The following is an 18,655-nucleotide window of genomic DNA, read 5'->3' on the forward strand; positions in this document are numbered from 1 at the left end:
AAGTTTTCTTTATCTTTTTAACATTTATTCATTTTAATTCTTTGGAGGAATATAATTAGATTAGGGATAAATATAGTTCCTTAATTTCTTCAACAGAAGTTTCTCTTGGGTTACCGGGACGACAAGCATCATCATATGCACTTTGTGCTAAGAAGTCAACATCCTCAGGCTTTACAATATCCTTTAGATTTTCAGGGATACCAACATCTTTAGAAAGCTGTTTTACTGCATCAACTGCTGCTTTTCTTGCTTCTTCAAGTGACATATCGTCAACACCTGTAACACCCATTGCTTTTGCAATATTTCTATACTTTTCACCTGTAGCAGGTGCGTTATATTCCATAACTGTTGGTAGGATAATAGCATTAGCTACACCATGAGGTGTATCATAAACTGCACCTAGTGGGTGAGCCATTGAGTGTACAATACCAAGACCAACATTTGAGAAACCCATACCGGCAATATACTGACCAAGAGCCATACCTTCTCTGCCCTCAGGTGTATTTTCTACTGCACCACGAAGGTTCTTGGAGATAATCTCAATTGCCTTTAGGTGGAACATATCACTAAGTTCCCAAGCACCGGCAGTAATATAACCTTCAATTGCATGAGTTAGAGCATCCATACCGGTTGCAGCAGTTAGTCCCTTAGGCATTGAACTCATCATATCAGGGTCAACAACTGCAACAACAGGAATGTCATGTACATCGACACAAACCATCTTTCTGTTCTTCTCAGTATCAGTAATAACATAGTTAATAGTTACTTCGGCAGCAGTACCGGCAGTTGTAGGAACTGCAATAATAGGAACACATTTGTTCTTTGTTGGAGCTACACCCTCCAGAGAAACAACATCGGCAAATTCAGGGTTCTTGATAATAATACCAATAGCCTTTGCAGTATCCATTGATGAACCACCACCAATAGCGATAATACAATCAGCACCTGAAGCCTTGAAAGTTTCAACACCTGTCTTTACATTTTCAACAGTTGGGTTAGCCTTAATCTTGGAATAAATTTCATAATCAATTGAATTTGCATCCAAAACATCAGTAACTTTCTTAGTTACATTAAACTTAATAAGGTCAGGGTCAGAACAAACAAAGCACTTCTTAAAGCCTCTGCCCTTTACTTCTGTTGCAATCTCTTGAATTGCACCCTTACCGTGATAACTTGTTTCATTTAAGACAAATCTATTTGCCATATTAAACACTCCTTATAAAAAATATATCATATCAAAATATTTATTGTCTATATTGTACACCTTTATTTTGCATTTGTCACTAGTTTTTTACAAATTTTTTCATTTTCAACCTGAAAATTATGTGAAAAGCACTTATAAGCACCTTGTAACTAACAAAGTAAAATGCTAAAATAATAATAGAAACTAAGGAGGTATTTATAATGGAAACATTACAAGCTATAAAATCAAGAAGAAGTATCAGAAAATTTAAGTCAGATATGATTCCAAAGGATATTTTGGATAAGATTATTGAAGCCGGAACATATGCCCCTACCGGAAGAGGTGCTCAGTCACCTATTATTATTGCAGTTACTAACAAGGAAGTTAGAGATAAGCTATCCAAAATGAACAGCATTATTATGGGTAAAGATGAAAACTTTGACCCATTCTACAATGCACCTGTATGCTTAATTGTACTTGCTAACAAGGAAAAACCTACTTATATCTATGACGGTACTTTGGTTATGGAGAACCTTATGTTAGCTGCACATGACTTAGGTATTGGTTCATGTTGGATTCACAGAGCAAAGGAAGAATTTGAAAGTGAAGAAGGCAAGGAACTGTTAAAGTCACTTGGCATTAGTGGTGACTATGAGGGTATCGGTCATTGTGTATTAGGTTATGCTGATAGTGAAGAACCTACACCGGCTAAAAGAAAAGATGACTATGTTTATTATATAGACTAATTTTCATTTCAAGGAGAAAAGTATGCAAGTTTTGATGATTAATGGCAGTCCAAGAGTTAACGGCAACACAACTATTGCACTTAACGAAATGGAAACTGTTTTTAAGAAAAACGGTATTGAAGTTAACACAGTACAAATCGGCAATATGGATATTAGAGGTTGTACTGCTTGTGGTTATTGTTACGAAAAAGGCAAATGTATCTTTGATGATGAAGTAAACAAAATTGCACCTATGTTTGAAAAGGCAGATGGCCTTGTTGTTGCAAGTCCTGTTTATTACGCATCAGCTAATGCAACATTAATTGCATTTTTAGACAGACTGTTTTATAGCACTCACTTTGATAAAAGTATGAAAGTCGGTGCTAGTGTTGTATGTGCAAGACGAGGTGGTTGTTCTTCTACCTTTGATGAACTAAACAAGTACTTTACAATTTCAAATATGCCTGTTGCTCCAAGTCAATACTGGAACAGTATTCATGGCAGAGAAAAAGGTCAAGCAGACCTTGACCATGAGGGTAAACAGACTATGAGGGTTCTTGCTCAGAATATGACATTCCTTATGAAAAGCATTGAACTTGGCAAGAAGGAATTTGGACTTCCAAAGTATGAAGAAAGAATTTTCACACACTTTATCTAATAGTTTAAAATTTATAAAGTAAAAGGGTGGACAATTTGTCCACCCTAATTTTTTGGAATTTTTACTTTTACTTACCGATTGCATCCTTATATTCACTCTTTGTTAGTTCTTCACTACCGTATAGAGTAAATGGATAATCAGTATCACCGTTATTTCTTACAACACCGGCATGGTTGTATCTTAGTTTCTTTGCAGTATTGTCATAATAAGTATAGTAAACATTTAGTGCATTACCATCATCAGTAATAATCTTTTCAATCTTATAACTATGGTTATAAGCATCACCTGATGCAGGATTATCAGTATAGAACTTATTATCCTTTAACTTATAAGCACCATCATATTTACTACTGCTTACATCTTTACCGAATACACTCTTTACTGCTGTAACAACATCATCTTTCTTAATATAGAAACCGTTGCTGTCTTTCTTAAAGTCACCTACAAGGCTCTTTGCATTTTCGTCATTTGCTGAGTTAGTAGCTGAGTTGATACACATATCAATTAGGTCACTTGCTGATGCTGATACAAAGTTAGGTGTATGGTGGCTATCTGTTGGAAGTAGTAAGCTAATCATCTTTACTGTTTCAGCATTAGTTAGCTTTGCCTTATCAGGGTCAACTGTTGTTGGTACTGTTGAAGTTGGAGTAGTTGTTGATGTGTTAACTGTAGTACTCTGAGTAGTTGTTTCATGCTTAATAATTGGGTCATCACTATAATTGTAATCATAGAATAAGTAACCTGCTACTGTTAACGCAATTACAACAATAAATACTACAACACCGATACCGATTTTGAAACCAAGGCTTTTGCCTTCCCTTTCAAAGTCATCATCATCAATATCCATAGCGTGAGATGGTACATCATAGTTGCTTTCAACATCAAGATTATCACTATCAGTACTACCACCAAGTTCATAAGTATCAAGTGGTACATCAAGAGTAAGTGTTGATTCCTTAATTTCTTCTGTAGGAATTACCTTAGTTGCCTCTACATTTTCAGTTTTATTTTCTTCAGTAGAATTATCTTCCTTATCAGATAATTCTTCTACCTTTACATCTTCAATGTTTTCTTTAGTATCTGTATCTTCTTTGTTTTCTTCTTCGGTAGGTTCATCATCAACATCTACTGGTGCTAAAGAACTAATGTCCTTTACATTAATAGGTGCTACTGCTTCATCGGAATTTTCCTTTGGTTCTTCCTTAGGTTCTTCCTTAGGTTCTTCCTTAGGTTCTTCCTTAGGTTCTTCCTTAGGTTCTTCCTTTTCTTCTTTCTTAGAATTAACAACCGGTACATTATCTTCTTCTGTAGCAGTGCTATTTTCTAATATAGAATTAAGAAGTGACTTATCATCAAATTCACCCTTAATGTTGTTGAAACTTTCAAATAATAGAAGTAAATAAGAAATAGGTGCAAGACCATAAGTATTTGTACCCTTTTTCTGTAATGCCTCTACTTGCTTTTCAACTGCCATTTTACCTGTGTTAAGTCTATCCTTAACTGTATTTTCGGAACAGCCTGTACCATGAGAAATTTCTTTAATACTTAGCTTGTTGTAGTAGAAAATAACAATTGTCATTCTCTGTTCAACAGATAAAGCACCTAGGATTTTGTCGATATATTCCTTAGCCTTTTTCTCACCTACAAGTTTGTTAGGCAATTCCTTTAGCATTTCAGGAATAAACTCAACTTCTTCATCTTCACCGTCTGATACAGGGAAAGAATCTACAACAGTATCCTTTAGCTGATTGATTGTACGGTAAATTGCAATCTTGTCAATCCAAGAAGAAAATCTATCGGGATGGCTAAGTCCTGATAGGTTACTAAAACCCAGAACATAGCTGTCTTTCATTACTTCATTAATGCTATCCTTAGGACAACCTGCAAATTTAACTGTCTTGTACATATCCTTATATGTTAGTTTATAAAGGAATGATAAAGACTCCTTGTTGCCATCAATGGCACTATTAACTATATCGGTAGTAACCTTGTTGTTAGTGCCACACACTTTACAAAACATTTCACTACCGTTTATTTTCTTACCACATTTAACGCAGTTCATAAAATATCCTCCTGCTTAAAAACTTTTCTCTATTCTCTATAATATCTAAACTATTTAATAACTATATCATTAACCTTTGGCGTCATACCAAGTCTTGCCTACTGCTGAGTCAGCAACAAGTGGCACAGAAAGTGACACTGCCTTTTCCATTTCTTCTTGAAGAATCATTGCTACTCTCATTGACTCATGACTTGGACACTCAACAATAAGTTCATCGTGTACTTGCAGTACAAGTCTTGCTTCAAGGTTTTCTTCGGTTAAACGCTTATCAACCTTAATCATTGCAATTTTGATAATGTCTGCTGCTGTACCTTGGATAGGAGCATTTCTTGCTACTCTTTCGCCAAAAGCTCTTGTCATTCCGTTACTTGCAGAAAGCTCAGGCAAATATCTTCTTCTGCCAAATACAGTTTCAACATAACCTGTATCTTTTGCCTTTTCTACAACATCGTGCATATACTTATCAATACCACTATAATGCTTTAGGTAGGACTCAATATAATTCTTAGCCTCTTTATTGGTTACACCAATATCTTTAGCCAAAGAATAGGCACCGATACCGTAAACAATACCGAAGTTAACTGCCTTTGCCCTACTTCTCATTTCACCGGTAACAAAGTCAAGTGGCATATTAAAAACCTGACTTGCAGTAATTGCGTGAATATCTTGATTATTCTTAAAAGCATCAATCATATTCTTGTCACCGGAAATATCTGCTAATACTCTAAGTTCAATTTGGCTATAGTCAGCATCAACAAGTACCCAACCATCTCTTGCAGTAAAGAACTTTCTCATTTCTCTACCAAGTTCGGTTCTTACAGGAATGTTCTGTAGATTAGGTTCTGTTGAACTAATTCTACCGGTTCTGGTTTCTGTTTGATTAAATGATGAGTGAATTCTGCCGTCATCACCGATAACCTTTAGCAGTCCCTCACAATAAGTAGAATTTAGCTTACTTAATGTTCTGTACTGTAGCACCATACTGACTACAGGATGCTGATTCTTTAGACTTTCCAATACATCAGCACTTGTAGAATAACCTGACTTAGTCTTTTTCTTACAAGGCAAAGCTAAATCTTCAAATAATGCTACACCAAGTTGCTTAGGAGAATTAATATTAAATTCTCTCCCTACAGAATTATATATCTCTGACTTAAGATTTTCAATATTTTCTTTCAACATTTTGCCAAAATCTTCAATTCCTTGTTTGTCAACTGCAAAACCTAGGTTTTCCATTCTTGCAAGTACATTTGAAAGTGGAATTTCAATTTCATTAAGCAACTTCTTTTGGTTACATTGTTCTATTTTCTTTTCTAGAATATTACACAAATCTACCATTGGTGCAATATTACATAGAAATTCATCTTCACCATCATAAATTTCAACTTCATATTCACCGTTTAACTTATCAATGTCATATGAACTTGAATTTGGATTTAACAAATATGATGCTAAAGTTACATCAAAAACAAGGTTCTTGATTTCAAAATCATTTTTATCAGCATAAGCAAATAATTCTTTTGAAGAATAAACATACTTTTTATTTTCACTTTTTAGAACAGTATCAACATCAGTAGTTTTGATGATTTCATTTTCTTCTATTATATATAGATAGTCAATGTCACCTTTGCTTTTGCTATTACTATAAATATACAATTCTTTACCTGATAAATCAATGGTATTTTTTTCATTTAAAGAATATTTTTTCTTTTCTTTAGGAGTTTCCTCTGCTGACTCAACTTCTTTTAACTTAAACTTGTCTATTAAAGAGAAAAGTTCCAATTTTGCCATCATTCTTGATGCCTCATCAGGCTGAGTACAATTTACAAGATAATGGTTAATATCGGTATCAATAGGAATATCAAGCTTAATTTCACCTAACATTCGTGACATATAGGCACTATCCTTGTTTTCACGAAGTTTCTTCCTCATACCATCTTTAATATCAATAGTATCTAGGTTTTCATATATATAGTCAAGGTTGTCAAATCTTTGGATTAAGTCACCTGCACCCTTAGGTCCAATACCGGGAATACCGGGAATACAGTCTGATGAATCACCTTGAATAGCTTTAATCTCAATAAGCTGTCTTGGTGTTACACCATAGTCCTCCATAATCTTCTTTTCATCATAAAGAATAGCATTAGCCTTGCCACCTTTAGTGGATGCAAGTCTTACAGTTACTTTATCATTAATAAGTTGAAGTGAATCTCTATCCCCTGTAGCAAGTACACATTCATCACCCTTAACTTTACAAGTATGAGAAAGTGTACCAAGAATATCATCAGCCTCATAACCTTCCTTAGTTATAATAGTATAGCCAAGTAAAGTTAATAAGTCCTTTAAAGGTTGCAACTGCTGATGTAGTTCTTCAGGCATACCTTTTCTGTTAGATTTGTAACCCTCATATGCTTTGTGTCTAAAGGTTGGTGCTTTTAAGTCAAAAGCAATAGCCACTGCATCAGGGGTAACATCTTCCTGTATTTTAAGTAGCATTGTTAAAAAGCCATATATTGCATTAGTAAACTGACCATCTTTTGTAGTCAATAATCTTATTCCATAGAAAGCTCTGTTTAGAATTGAATTTCCGTCAACAACTAAAAGTTTCATATATACTTCCTTTCAAAAGTTCTAACTTACATTATAATATAGAAACACAAATGTTTCAAGAATGATTAAAGTTTTTGTGAAACTATATATTGTGGTATATGTTATATATTGCCACAAAGGTAAGGTGTTTATTTCCTAATAAGAATATTATACTTTAACTATTGAACATTTTACTACACTTATACTATATATTGTGTGTTTACAGTTTTGTAACACAATCTATTGTAAATCCCATAAAATCTAGGATTTATAAAATTACATAAAATTTATTCGTTAAATTGGTAATAATAACGGTTGACTTAACACAATATATGGCATATACTAATAAGGCACGAAAAAAACAAACATTTTATTTATTTTTAATTTACATAAGGTAATTTGATGATTTTGTTTAACAATATATGATATTTTACATGGGAGGAACGAAATGATTACTGAAATCACCAAGAGAGATGGTAGAAAAGAACCATTTGAAATTGAAAAAATAACTAATGCGATTTTTAAGGCAGCACAGGCAATTGGTGGCTCAAACTATGAAGAAGCTGAGGATTTAGCCAACAAGGTATGCGACTATATTGAAAATGTTGAGAAAATTCCTGCACCAACAGTTGAACATGTACAGGATACTGTTGAAAAGATGATGATTGAAAACGGTCATGCAAGAACAGCTAAGGAGTTCATTCTTTACAGAGCTGAAAGAACAAGACATAGAGAAATGAACACAAAGCTAATGAAGATTTATGAGGATCTAACTTTTAAATCAGCTAAAGATAATGATGTTAAGAGAGAAAATGCTAACATTGACGGTGATACTGCAATGGGTACTATGCTTAAATATGGTAGTGAAGGTGCTAAGCAGTTCTACAAAATGTACATTCTTAACCCTAAACACGCTAAGGCTCACGAAGATGGTGACATTCATATTCATGACCTTGACTTCTTAACACTAACAACTACTTGTTGTCAGATTGACCTTGTAAAGCTATTTAAGGGTGGTTTCTCTACAGGTCACGGTTATCTAAGAGAACCTAATGATATTGCTTCTTACTCAGCACTTGCTTGTATTGCTATTCAGAGTAACCAAAACGACCAGCACGGTGGTCAGTCAGTTCCTAACTTTGATTACGGTATGGCACCCGGTGTTAAGAAAACATATGTTAAGCTATATCGTCAGAACCTAGCAAGAGCTATTGAACTACTTGCAGAGGTTGATGACATTGACGAAACAGTTGCTACTGCAAGTGAAATTATTGAAAAGGCAAAGGAACTTAGTGGTGACCAGCCTTCTCTACAGGCAGGTGAAGAATATGCTAAGGCTGAACTTCCAATTCTTGTAGAAATGTATGGTGAACAAATCGGTGGTAAAATTCAGAGATTTGCTAAAAAACATGCTGAAAAAGAAATCGACCGTTCAACATATCAGGCTATGGAAGCACTTATCCACAACCTAAACACAATGCACTCAAGAGCAGGTGCTCAGATTCCATTCTCATCTCTAAACTATGGTACTGACACAACTCCTGAAGGCAGACTTGTTATTAAGAATATTCTTCTTGCTGAAGATGCAGGTCTTGGTAACAATGAAACTCCTATCTTCCCTATCCATATTTTCAAGGTTAAGGAAGGTGTTAACTATAATCCCGGTGACCCTAACTATGATTTATTCAAGTTAGCTATGAAGGTTTCTGCAAAGCGTCTATTCCCTAACTTTAGCTTTATTGACGCTCCATTTAACCTACCTTACTACAAGCCTGGTCATCCTGAAACAGAAATTGCATATATGGGTTGCCGTACAAGAGTTATGAGCAATGTTTATGACCCAACAAGAGAAATTACATACGGCAGAGGTAACCTATCATTTACTTCTATCAACCTACCTAGACTTGCAATTCTTGCTAATAAGAACATTGACTTCTTCTTTGAACAGCTAGACAGAATGGTTGACCTAGTTACTGAACAGCTACTTGAAAGATTTGAAATTCAGTGTCAGAAAAAGGTTCTTAACTACCCATTCCTAATGGGACAAGGTATTTGGCTAGACTCAGATAAGCTAAACCCTAATGATGAAGTTAGAGAAGTTCTAAAGCATGGTACACTAACTTGTGGTTTCATCGGTCTTGCTGAATGTCTAAAGGCTCTTACAGGTAAGCACCACGGTGAAAGTGAAGAAAGCCAAAGACTTGGTCTTGAAATTGTTGGTTACATTCGTAAAAAGATGAACGAAGCTACAGAAAAGTATCACCTAAACTTCTCAGTTATTGCTACTCCTGCAGAAGGTCTATCAGGTAGATTTGTTCGTATTGATAAAGAAAAATTCGGTATTATCCCGGGTGTTACAGACAGAGATTACTACACTAACTCTTTCCATGTACCTGTTTACTACAATATTTCAGCATTTGATAAGATTAGAATTGAAGCTCCTTATCATAACCTAACTAACGGTGGTCACATCAGTTACATTGAACTTGACGGTGACCCAACAGAAAACCTAGATGCTTTTGAATCAGTTATCAGATATATGAAAGAACAAGGCATTGGTTACGGCTCAATTAACCACCCTGTTGACAGAGACCCTGTATGTGGTCACACAGGTATTATCGGTGATGTTTGTCCTAAGTGTGGCAGAAAAGAAGGAGAATCAGGTAAGGGCTTTGAAAGAATCAGAAGAATTACCGGTTATCTTGTAGGTACTGTTGACCGTTTCAATGATGCTAAGAGAGCTGAAGTTGAAGACAGAGTAAAGCACACACTAACAACTGATTGTGGTTGTCTTGACTGTGAGGAGGCTATTTAATGGCTGACAATATAGTCAGACTTGCCGGTGTAATTAAGGAATCTATCGTTGATGGTCCGGGAATTAGAATGACAGTTTTCACACAAGGTTGCCCTCACCACTGTGAGGGTTGCCATAATCCTGAAACTTGGGACTTTGAGGGTGGTTTTGATTGTGAGATTGAGAAGTTAATCAATACTGCTAAGAAAGACCCACTACTTCAAGGACTTACCTTTTCCGGTGGTGAACCATTTGCACAAGCTAAGCCACTTGCAAAACTAGCTAAAATGTGTCACGAAAACGGATATAATGTTTTCTGTTACACAGGTTATACATTTGAAAAGCTGGTTTCTTCCTTTGACACTCATCCTGAATGGAAAGAACTTTTAGAGGAAGTTGACTATCTGGTTGATGGTCCCTTTATTCTTGCTGAAAAAAGCTTAATGCTACACTTTAGAGGTAGCAAAAATCAGCGACTACTTGATGTTAAAAAGAGTTTAGCTGAGAACAAAGCTATTGATGCAGAGAATGTATAATTTTTAATAAGTGATTTTAAAGTCACTCCCCATGTAAAACAAATATAAATTAAAATAACCGACCTAAGGTAGAGTTAATCCACTTAGGTCGGTATTTTTATGCCATAAATTATAAAAAAGAAAGACAGTATAAACTGCCTTTCCATAGTAATTATTTAATTAGAAGCTACCACTTGAACCACCGTGAGAAGTACCTGATGAGCTGGTATGTGTACTGGATCCACCACCACTGCTACCACCATTGTCCTTTGGCTTAGCAGTTTTGCTTACATGACGATATAAGTAAAGGTCACTGCGTTCTATAACATTAAATGAACCACTCTTAACATAACTATTTGCTAATGGTTGCATACGAACAGACTTTAGCTTTGACTTCATAACAAGTACAACAATGAAACCAACTAAGACACCTATACCTACACCACCGAATATAATATAGTATATTGGAATTATAGTCTTAGGCTGATTGCCTACATCATATGGTTCATCATTTATAGCCTTATCAATATAGTCATCACACATTGTAACAAATGTATCAAAAGCATCGTAGTATTCACCGTCACTTAAGTATGGCTTAACATCATCCATAATTTTTTCTTGACCATAGTCTGTGAAATATGGAATACCGGCACCTGTTGTACTGATAGCCCATTTTCTATTTTCCATATCCAGCAAGAAAAGAATACCATCGTGATTATCTCCCTCACCATAACCCTTATAGTCAAAGAAATCATCAGCATATTCTGTAGGTGTTTTATCACCAATAGACTTTTCAGTAACAATAACAACATCAAATGTATATTTTTCTGATACAGTATCAATGTGTTCCTTTAGTTGGGCATACTCTATATCTGAAAGCAACTGTGCATTATCAACAAGTCTACCGTATTTATTAGCACCCTGACTTTCTGCAAATACAGGAAGTACAGACAATGACACCAGAAAAATTGCAAAAATAATTGAAACAACTCTTTTTTTCATTTTAGTACCTCCTTACAGAAAATTATATAACAAGCCAATTATAATAATAACTGCTGCTATAGAACCTGCAATAATGGCAAAATATCTCCAAAATGCACCCCAGTCAACAGGTAGGTCACCAACCATTTTACCGGTTTGACCATTCATTGCAAATAGGAAATTTTGACCATTCCAAGAGGTATTAAGTATCCAAACAGGATATAGTGCATATTTAGAAGTACCGTTTTGGAACTGCACACTTGAATTTTGAGTTGTTAGAGAAGAATACTCACTTGCAGTTTGTCTAAACAACTGTTCGGTAGTGTTCTTAATTCTCTGATTAGCTCTGTTGATACTGTTTTCTTTGGTAACATCATACTTATCAGCAAGATAACCTGCTAAATAAGCAGTTTGGAAATCTACTGCTTCATCAAAGTTGAAAGGTTCGATACTTTCCATAAGGTCATCAGGCATTTGACTTGAACCATCTACCGGTACATTAGTAAAGCCAACATTACCACCTCTACCAACTAGGTAATATTTGGTTTCTGTATAGTCGTATCTACTGTCACTCCAATGTCTTACCTTAGTACCTTTGTACTGAATATGAGCCTCAGTATCAGCATCGAATAACCAAAATGGCACATACATACCACGAATTTGGTCAATGTGATTTTTGTCTTTAAAGATTTTTGGAACAAGTTTCTTATTAACATGATTAGAAAGTGCCTTGATAGCATCTTCCTTAGATAGTCTAAATGGGATAACATAATCAGGCTTTAAGTCACCGGAAAATCTACCCTTTAACACAACAGGGTTGCCACAATATGGACAACTTGTTGCACCGGTATTTTCATCGGCAACAATTTCACCACCACAAGAATTACATACATAAACTGACATACCTTCTGTTTCTTCATCAGTAAATGTTTGTTCGTTGGAATTATCCCAATTCATATTGTCCTGTGCATTTTTCTTAAGATCCTCATCATATGACTTTAGAGTTTCCATATCAAACTCTGTGTCACAATAAGGGCATTTCATTCTTTGCAATTTACTGTCAAAGTTAATTGCACCACCACAACAGGGACATTTATACTCAAGCATATCTGCCATATATTCTATTCTCCTATATTACCTAATTAAATTACTTTACAATATCGTTGTCATCAAAAATATCCCCACATTCAGGGCAGAACTTTGGATGTGATGTTGGATCTTCAGGTGTCCAACCACACTTATCACAACGGAAAGTTTTCTTTTCTTCAGGTTTCTTAGAACCACATTCAGTACAGAATTTACCGAAATTCTTTGCACCACAAGAGCAAATCCAAGAACCATCATTTTCAGGTTTCTTATTACCACAATTTGTACAGAATTTGCTTGTATTTGTAGCACCACAAGAACATACCCAACTGTCTTCACCGGCACTTTGTTGTGGTGCAGTAGTTGGTTGTGGTTGCTGAGGCTGTTGCATTTGTGCTTGTTGTTGAGCATACTGCTGAGCCTGTTGTTGCTGACCCATTTGGAACAAACCGTTTACATTACCGGCATTACCTGCCTGTTGAGCCATACCCATACCCAAAAAGCCTGTAAATGCACCGGCTTCATTTTCTGCTGCTGCTTTCATAGCATCTGCTTGAGCACCAACCAGTGTTGCTGCTGCCATTGAAGGGTCACGCATAACTGCAGTACGCTGAGCCTGTTTAATCATTTCAGCATCTTCAGGTGGAAGTGTAATAGGATTCATAGCAATTGAAATTACCTGAATACCTCTTAACTGTGCCCACTTTGCAGTTAGGGCAGTATTCATTGCTTCTGAAAGTTCTTCAGCATGAGCCGGTAGTGCTGATGGACGAACCTGCATATCGGAAATCTTTGCAAATGCCGGTTGTAAAGCTGAGATAAACTCAGTTTTTAGCTGAGAGTCAATCTCACCACGGGTATAGTCACCCTGAACATTACCACAAACATTTGTATAGAATAGAATTGGGTTTACAATCTTGTATGAGTAAACACCACTACATCTAACTGATACATCAACATCAAGACCAATATTTTTATCAACTACTCTAAATGGAATTGGGTTTGGTGTACCAAACTTATTTTCAAGAATTTCCTTAGTGTTGATATAGTAAATTCTCTGATCAGAAGGCTTATCGCCACCAAAAGTAAAACGCTTACCAATATCTCTAAAAGTATCTAAGATACCTGCACCTAAACCACCTGTAAAGACACTAGGAGCAGTCATACTATCAAAAATATATTCACCCGGTTCTGCACAAATATCTACTACCTTACCCTGTTCAACAATTAACATACACTGACCGTCAGCAACTGCTAACACTGAACCGTTAGTAATAACATTGTCAGTACCCTTTGTATTTGATGAACGCTTACCTGTACGGTGAACACCCTTTGTTACCAGAACATCTTTTGGCATTGATTCGCAGTAGAAAAACTCTTTCCACTGGTCAGCCATAACACCATTTGCTGAACCGGCAATAGCTTTTATAAGACCCATAATTAATCTCCTTTTAATTTTAAAATAATATATTACATAAATGTTTACAACTTACATAAGTATTATACAGTATATTCTACAAAAAATAAATACTTTTCTACAAAATAATACATATTTTTTAGAATTTATCAATTTTCAAATTCACAATACCAATATATTAATCATATTATATAAATGAGGTTTAAAGAACTTACTTTAGAAAAAGGAGAATTACATTGGTAGAAGAAATTTTTAAGAGTTATGGTATATCACCAATACCTTCTGATTATACAGAAGCTATGGCTTATGTGCCATATCAATGCAATAACCCAAAATTTTATTCAGTAGCACATGGTTTTGAGGCAGGGACAATGTTCCCTACCCTACACAAACCATTTTTCGGTTCTAAATGTACAGGTGGCAAAAATGATGACTGAAAGAGATATTCTGCTTAAGAAACTAAGTTCGGTAGCATTTGCAATGTTTGAAATCAGACTTTTTCTAGACACTCACCCTGACTCAACAGATGCTATGGCTAAATTTGATGACTTAAATGATAAATATGTAAAACTGAAAGAAAAATTCGAAGATGAATACGGTCCACTACTGAGTAAAGATGCTGATAGTCCCGTTCAATGGATAAAAGGACCTTGGCCTTGGGAGGTGCAGTAAATGTTCGTGTATGAAAAAAGACTCCAGTACCCTATTAGAATAAAACAAACTAACCCAAAACTTGCCAAAATTATTATTACACAATATGGTGGACCTGATGGAGAGCTTGGTGCATCACTTAGATATTTAAGTCAGAGGTACACAATGCCATTTCCGGAACTTCAGGCAACACTTACCGACATAGGTACAGAAGAACTTGGCCACCTTGAAATGATAGGCACTATTGTTTATCAACTAACTAAAGACTTAACAGAAGACCAATTAAAAGATGCAGGGTTTGATGCTTATTTTGTTGACCATACCACCGGTGTTTATCCTTGTGATGCAAGTGGTACACCATTCTCAGCCGGTTCTATGCAAGTAAAAGGTGACGCAATAACCGACTTACACGAAGATATGGCAGCAGAACAAAAAGCTAGGTCAACATATGACAACATACTGAGATTTTGTGATGACCCGGATGTTATTGACCCGATTAGGTTCTTACGAGCAAGAGAGGTTGTACATTATCAACGATTTGGTGAAAACCTACGAATACTGACTGACCGACTTGACAGCAAGAATTTTTATGCCTTTAATCCTGAATTTGACAAAAACTGCTTAAAGAAAAACAGAAAATGATTATATATAGAAATAACCCCTCACGATTGTGAGGGGTTTTGTATTTCATAATCAATTGAAATTTACAAATCTAATAGAAACTTTTTACTGAGATTGTTCTTCTTTTAGATTTTTATTTATTGGTTTACGGAAACCAATATTTTTGCAAAATTTAAAATATATTTTCTATCACTAATATAATTTTAATAAGATTAACACAGGCATCCGAAAAAATTATCTGAAAATCAATCTACAATTACATATTCTAGGGACAATACATTTAAACTTGCATCATATTCAAGTACAACACTAAAGCGAACTGACAACAATGTTATTCTATTAAAGACACACAAAACAGAACTTATTATCAGTTTCACTTTAGTTTGCACATTAATTTTAATTCACTATGTTAATTAACTATTGTTAATTATTCACCATAGTAAGCCTTTAGATACATTTCCTTAATTTCTGAGATTAATGGGTATCTTGGGTTAGCACCTGTACACTGGTCATCAAATGCGTCTTCGCACATACTGTCTAGTGTTTCTAGGAATTTATCTTCTTCAATGCCGTAATCCTTGATTGTCTTCTTAATGCCAACTCTTTCCTTTAGCTCGTCAATCATCTTGATTAGGTTTTCTACCTTTTCTTCATCTGTCTTACCCTTTACGCCTAGGTATTCACCGAATTCAGCATATCTTCTCATTGTGTGTGGGTAAGCATACTGGCTGAATGTACCCATCTTTCTTGGGCATTCTGCAGCATTGAATCTGATTACTAGGTCGATTAGTAGAGCATTTGCAATACCGTGTGGTAGGTGATGGTAAGCACCTAGCTTATGAGCCATTGAGTGACATACACCTAGGAATGCATTTGCGAATGCCATACCTGCCATTGTAGCTGCGTTAGCCATCTTTTCTCTTGCTACCGGTTCGTTAGGACCGTTATCGTAACATGTTGGTAGGTATTCAAAGATTGTCTTAGCAGCCTTTAGAGCTAGACCGTCTGAATAATCTGTTGCCATAATTGATGCATAAGCTTCTAGAGCATGTGTTAGTGCGTCAACACCTGATGCAGCTGTTAGACCCTTAGGAGCTGTCATATGCATATCTGTATCAACAATAGCCATCTTTGGTAGTAGCTGATAGTCAGCTAGAGGGTACTTAATACCACTCTTTTCGTCTGTGATAACTGCGAATGGAGTTACTTCTGAACCTGTACCTGCTGATGTTGGAACTGCGATGAAGTAAGCCTTCTTACCCATTTCAGGGAATGTGTAAACTCTCTTACGGATGTCGATATATCTCATAGCCATATCCATAAAGTCTACTTCAGGATGTTCATACATTACCCACATAATCTTACCGGCATCCATTGCTGAACCACCACCGATTGCGATAATGCAATCAGGTTCGAATGCTGTCATCTGCTTTGCACCTTCCTTAGCACAAGCAAGTGTTGGGTCTGGAGCAACATCAAAGAATGTTGTATGAACAATGCCCATTTCGTCTAGCTTATCTGTTACAATCTTTGTGTAACCATTCTTGTATAGGAACTGGTCTGTTACGATAAATACTCTCTTCTTACCCATAACATCTTTTAGTTCCTGTAGTGCTACTGGTAGGCAGCCCTTCTTCATATATACCTTTTCAGGTGCTCTGAACCAAAGCATATTTTCCCTTCTCTCTGCTACTGTCTTAATATTAATTAAGTGCTTTACGCCAACATTTTCTGATACTGAGTTGCCACCCCATGAGCCACAACCTAGTGTTAGTGAAGGCTTTAGCTGGAAGTTATATAGGTCACCGATACCACCGTGTGATGATGGTGTATTTACAAGGATTCTACATGTCTTCATTCTGTTTGCGAATGTATCAATCTTATCCTTTTCTGTTACTGCGTTACAGTATAGAGAAGATGTATGACCGTAACCACCATCAGCGATTAGGTGTTCTGCCTTATTTAGAGCATCTTCAAAATCTTCTGCCTTATAGAAAGCTAGAACCGGAGAAAGCTTTTCGTGAGCGAATTCTTCTGCAATGTCAACGCTTTCAACTTCACCGATGATAACCTTTGTATCAACAGGAACATCAACACCTGCTAAAGCTGCGATTGTGTGAGCTGACTGACCAACAATCTTAGCATTTAGAGCACCGTTGATGATGATTGTCTTTCTTACCTTTTCTGTTTCTTCAGGGTTTAGGAAGTAACAACCTCTGTACTGGAATTCCTTCTTAACCTTTTCGTAAATATCCTTAACAACGATTACTGACTGTTCTGATGCACAAATCATACCGTTATCAAATGTCTTTGAGTGGATGATTGAAGATACAGCTAGTAGGATGTCTGCTGAGCTATCAATGATAGCTGGAGTATTACCTGCACCAACACCTAGAGCAGGCTTACCACTTGAATAAGCAGCCTTAACCATACCTGGACCACCTGTTGCTAGGATAATGTCTGATTCTTTCATTAGTAGGTTTGTCATATCAAGAGAAGGAATATCAATCCAACCGATGATGTTTTCTGGAGCACCTGCCTTAACAGCTGCATCTAGAACAACCTTTGCTGCTGCGATTGTGCTTTTCTTTGCTCTTGGGTGAGGGGAAATGATGATACCATTTCTTGTCTTTAGAGAGATAAGTGTCTTAAAGATTGCTGTTGATGTTGGGTTTGTTGTTGGGATAACTGCACCTACAACACCGATTGGTTCTGCAACCTTGATTGTACCGAAACTTTCGTCTCTTTCGATAATGTCACAAGTCTTTGTGTTCTTGTATGCGTTGTAAATATATTCTGCTGCGTAGTTGTTCTTGATTACCTTATCTTCTACTACGCCCATACCTGTTTCTTCTACTGCCAGTTTAGCCAGAGGAATTCTTGCCTGGTTTGCTGCAATTGCTGCTGCCTTGAAGATCTTGTCAACCTGTTCCTGTGTGTATGTTGAGAATTTCTTCTGTGCTTCTCTAACCTGTGCTAGTTTTGCTTCTAGTGCTTCTACTGAATCTACAATATTGTTAGCCATAGATTATAACTCCTTTTTTAAGTTCTGTTAAAATTTTAACAAATATTTTGTCGGTTGTAAATACTATATTTTATTTTCCCTATTTTACACAATAGAAATTGTTTTTAAAAGTCTAAAGTTAGATATTATGCTCCCTATTTTTCCTATTATTTTACATACTGTTTCTTTTAATTTTACATAAGAGAATTATGGGGATTTTTGCAGTTTATTTTGTAAAGTATTATATCTATATAAACGACAATTACAACACATATTAAAATAATTATTTTACAAATTTATAAACAAAACAAAATCTCATAGATATCACACTTTTTAACGGGCGAACACTGTTCGCCCCTACGACTGTAA

14 protein-coding genes are annotated in these 18,655 nt (G+C 35.8%); 7 read left to right on the plus strand and 7 right to left on the minus strand.

What is annotated here, in order from left to right:
• Nucleotides 1–55: 55 nt before the first annotated feature.
• Nucleotides 56–1,204, minus strand: a complete 1,149-nt coding sequence (fucO, locus tag E5Z56_RS00945; protein WP_138156117.1) for a lactaldehyde reductase — start codon at nt 1,202–1,204, stop codon at nt 56–58.
• A 200-nt stretch (nt 1,205–1,404) separates the two neighbouring features.
• Here fucO and E5Z56_RS00950 point away from each other — a divergent pair, with 200 nt between their 5' ends.
• Nucleotides 1,405–1,929, plus strand: coding sequence for a nitroreductase (locus tag E5Z56_RS00950; RefSeq protein ID WP_138156118.1), 525 nt, complete (start codon nt 1,405–1,407; stop codon nt 1,927–1,929).
• 22 nt (nt 1,930–1,951) lie between these two features.
• A complete protein-coding gene (locus E5Z56_RS00955; protein WP_138156119.1) occupies nt 1,952–2,566 on the plus strand; it encodes a flavodoxin family protein in 615 nt (204 codons plus the stop codon).
• 67 nt (nt 2,567–2,633) lie between these two features.
• Here the strand turns inward: E5Z56_RS00955 and E5Z56_RS00960 are convergent, their stop codons facing one another.
• Both E5Z56_RS00960 and polA read right to left on the minus strand, forming a co-directional pair.
• Nucleotides 2,634–4,628, minus strand: coding sequence for a sigma factor-like helix-turn-helix DNA-binding protein (locus E5Z56_RS00960; protein WP_138156120.1), 1,995 nt, complete (start codon nt 4,626–4,628; stop codon nt 2,634–2,636).
• 69 nt (nt 4,629–4,697) lie between these two features.
• Nucleotides 4,698–7,238, minus strand: coding sequence for a DNA polymerase I (polA, locus tag E5Z56_RS00965; protein ID WP_138156121.1), 2,541 nt, complete (start codon nt 7,236–7,238; stop codon nt 4,698–4,700).
• A 427-nt stretch (nt 7,239–7,665) separates the two neighbouring features.
• Between polA and E5Z56_RS00970 the strand changes: the two genes are divergently transcribed.
• Both E5Z56_RS00970 and nrdG read left to right on the plus strand, forming a co-directional pair.
• Entirely contained in the window at nt 7,666–10,032 is a 2,367-nt protein-coding gene (locus tag E5Z56_RS00970; RefSeq protein ID WP_138156122.1) for an anaerobic ribonucleoside triphosphate reductase, read from the plus strand.
• Nucleotides 10,032–10,547 carry an anaerobic ribonucleoside-triphosphate reductase activating protein gene (nrdG, locus tag E5Z56_RS00975; protein WP_138156123.1) on the plus strand — a complete coding sequence of 172 codons (516 nt, stop codon included), beginning with the start codon at nt 10,032–10,034 and terminating at the stop codon, nt 10,545–10,547. Before E5Z56_RS00970 ends, nrdG begins: the two co-directional genes overlap by 1 nt.
• Before the next feature lie 159 nt (nt 10,548–10,706).
• Here the strand turns inward: nrdG and E5Z56_RS00980 are convergent, their stop codons facing one another.
• The 3 genes from E5Z56_RS00980 to E5Z56_RS00990 are packed head-to-tail and all read right to left on the minus strand — an operon-like array spanning nt 10,707 to nt 14,031.
• Nucleotides 10,707–11,528 carry a TPM domain-containing protein gene (locus E5Z56_RS00980; protein WP_138156124.1) on the minus strand — a complete coding sequence of 274 codons (822 nt, stop codon included), beginning with the start codon at nt 11,526–11,528 and terminating at the stop codon, nt 10,707–10,709.
• 12 nt (nt 11,529–11,540) lie between these two features.
• On the minus strand, nt 11,541–12,623 hold the full coding sequence (locus E5Z56_RS00985) for a hypothetical protein (RefSeq protein ID WP_138156125.1): 1,083 nt from the start codon (nt 12,621–12,623) through the stop codon (nt 11,541–11,543).
• Nucleotides 12,624–12,654: 31 nt separating this feature from the next.
• Complete coding sequence (locus E5Z56_RS00990) at nt 12,655–14,031, minus strand: SPFH domain-containing protein (protein WP_138156126.1); 1,377 nt, start codon at nt 14,029–14,031, stop codon at nt 12,655–12,657.
• A gap of 215 nt (nt 14,032–14,246) precedes the next feature.
• Between E5Z56_RS00990 and E5Z56_RS00995 the strand changes: the two genes are divergently transcribed.
• Genes E5Z56_RS00995 through E5Z56_RS01005 form a run of 3 tightly spaced genes read left to right on the plus strand, consistent with a single transcriptional unit; the run spans nt 14,247 to nt 15,303 of the window.
• Nucleotides 14,247–14,447 (plus strand): spore coat associated protein CotJA, encoded by a 201-nt coding sequence (locus E5Z56_RS00995; RefSeq protein ID WP_232842462.1) that lies wholly within the window; start codon nt 14,247–14,249, stop codon nt 14,445–14,447.
• The gene (locus E5Z56_RS01000; RefSeq protein WP_175405325.1) at nt 14,437–14,682 is read left to right on the plus strand and encodes a spore coat protein CotJB; all 246 of its coding nucleotides are present in this window, start codon (nt 14,437–14,439) and stop codon (nt 14,680–14,682) included. The genes E5Z56_RS00995 and E5Z56_RS01000 overlap by 11 nt, the downstream gene beginning before the upstream one ends.
• Entirely contained in the window at nt 14,683–15,303 is a 621-nt protein-coding gene (locus tag E5Z56_RS01005) for a manganese catalase family protein (RefSeq protein ID WP_138156128.1), read from the plus strand. It abuts the gene before it with no gap.
• 406 nt (nt 15,304–15,709) lie between these two features.
• On the opposite strand, the gene adhE is transcribed toward E5Z56_RS01005, so the two are convergent.
• On the minus strand, nt 15,710–18,307 hold the full coding sequence (adhE, locus tag E5Z56_RS01010; RefSeq protein WP_138156129.1) for a bifunctional acetaldehyde-CoA/alcohol dehydrogenase: 2,598 nt from the start codon (nt 18,305–18,307) through the stop codon (nt 15,710–15,712).
• Between the last annotated feature and the right edge of the window lie 348 nt (nt 18,308–18,655).

The sequence above is a fragment of the Ruminococcus bovis genome (genome assembly GCF_005601135.1).
Classification (GTDB): domain Bacteria; phylum Bacillota; class Clostridia; order Oscillospirales; family Acutalibacteraceae; genus Ruminococcoides; species Ruminococcoides bovis.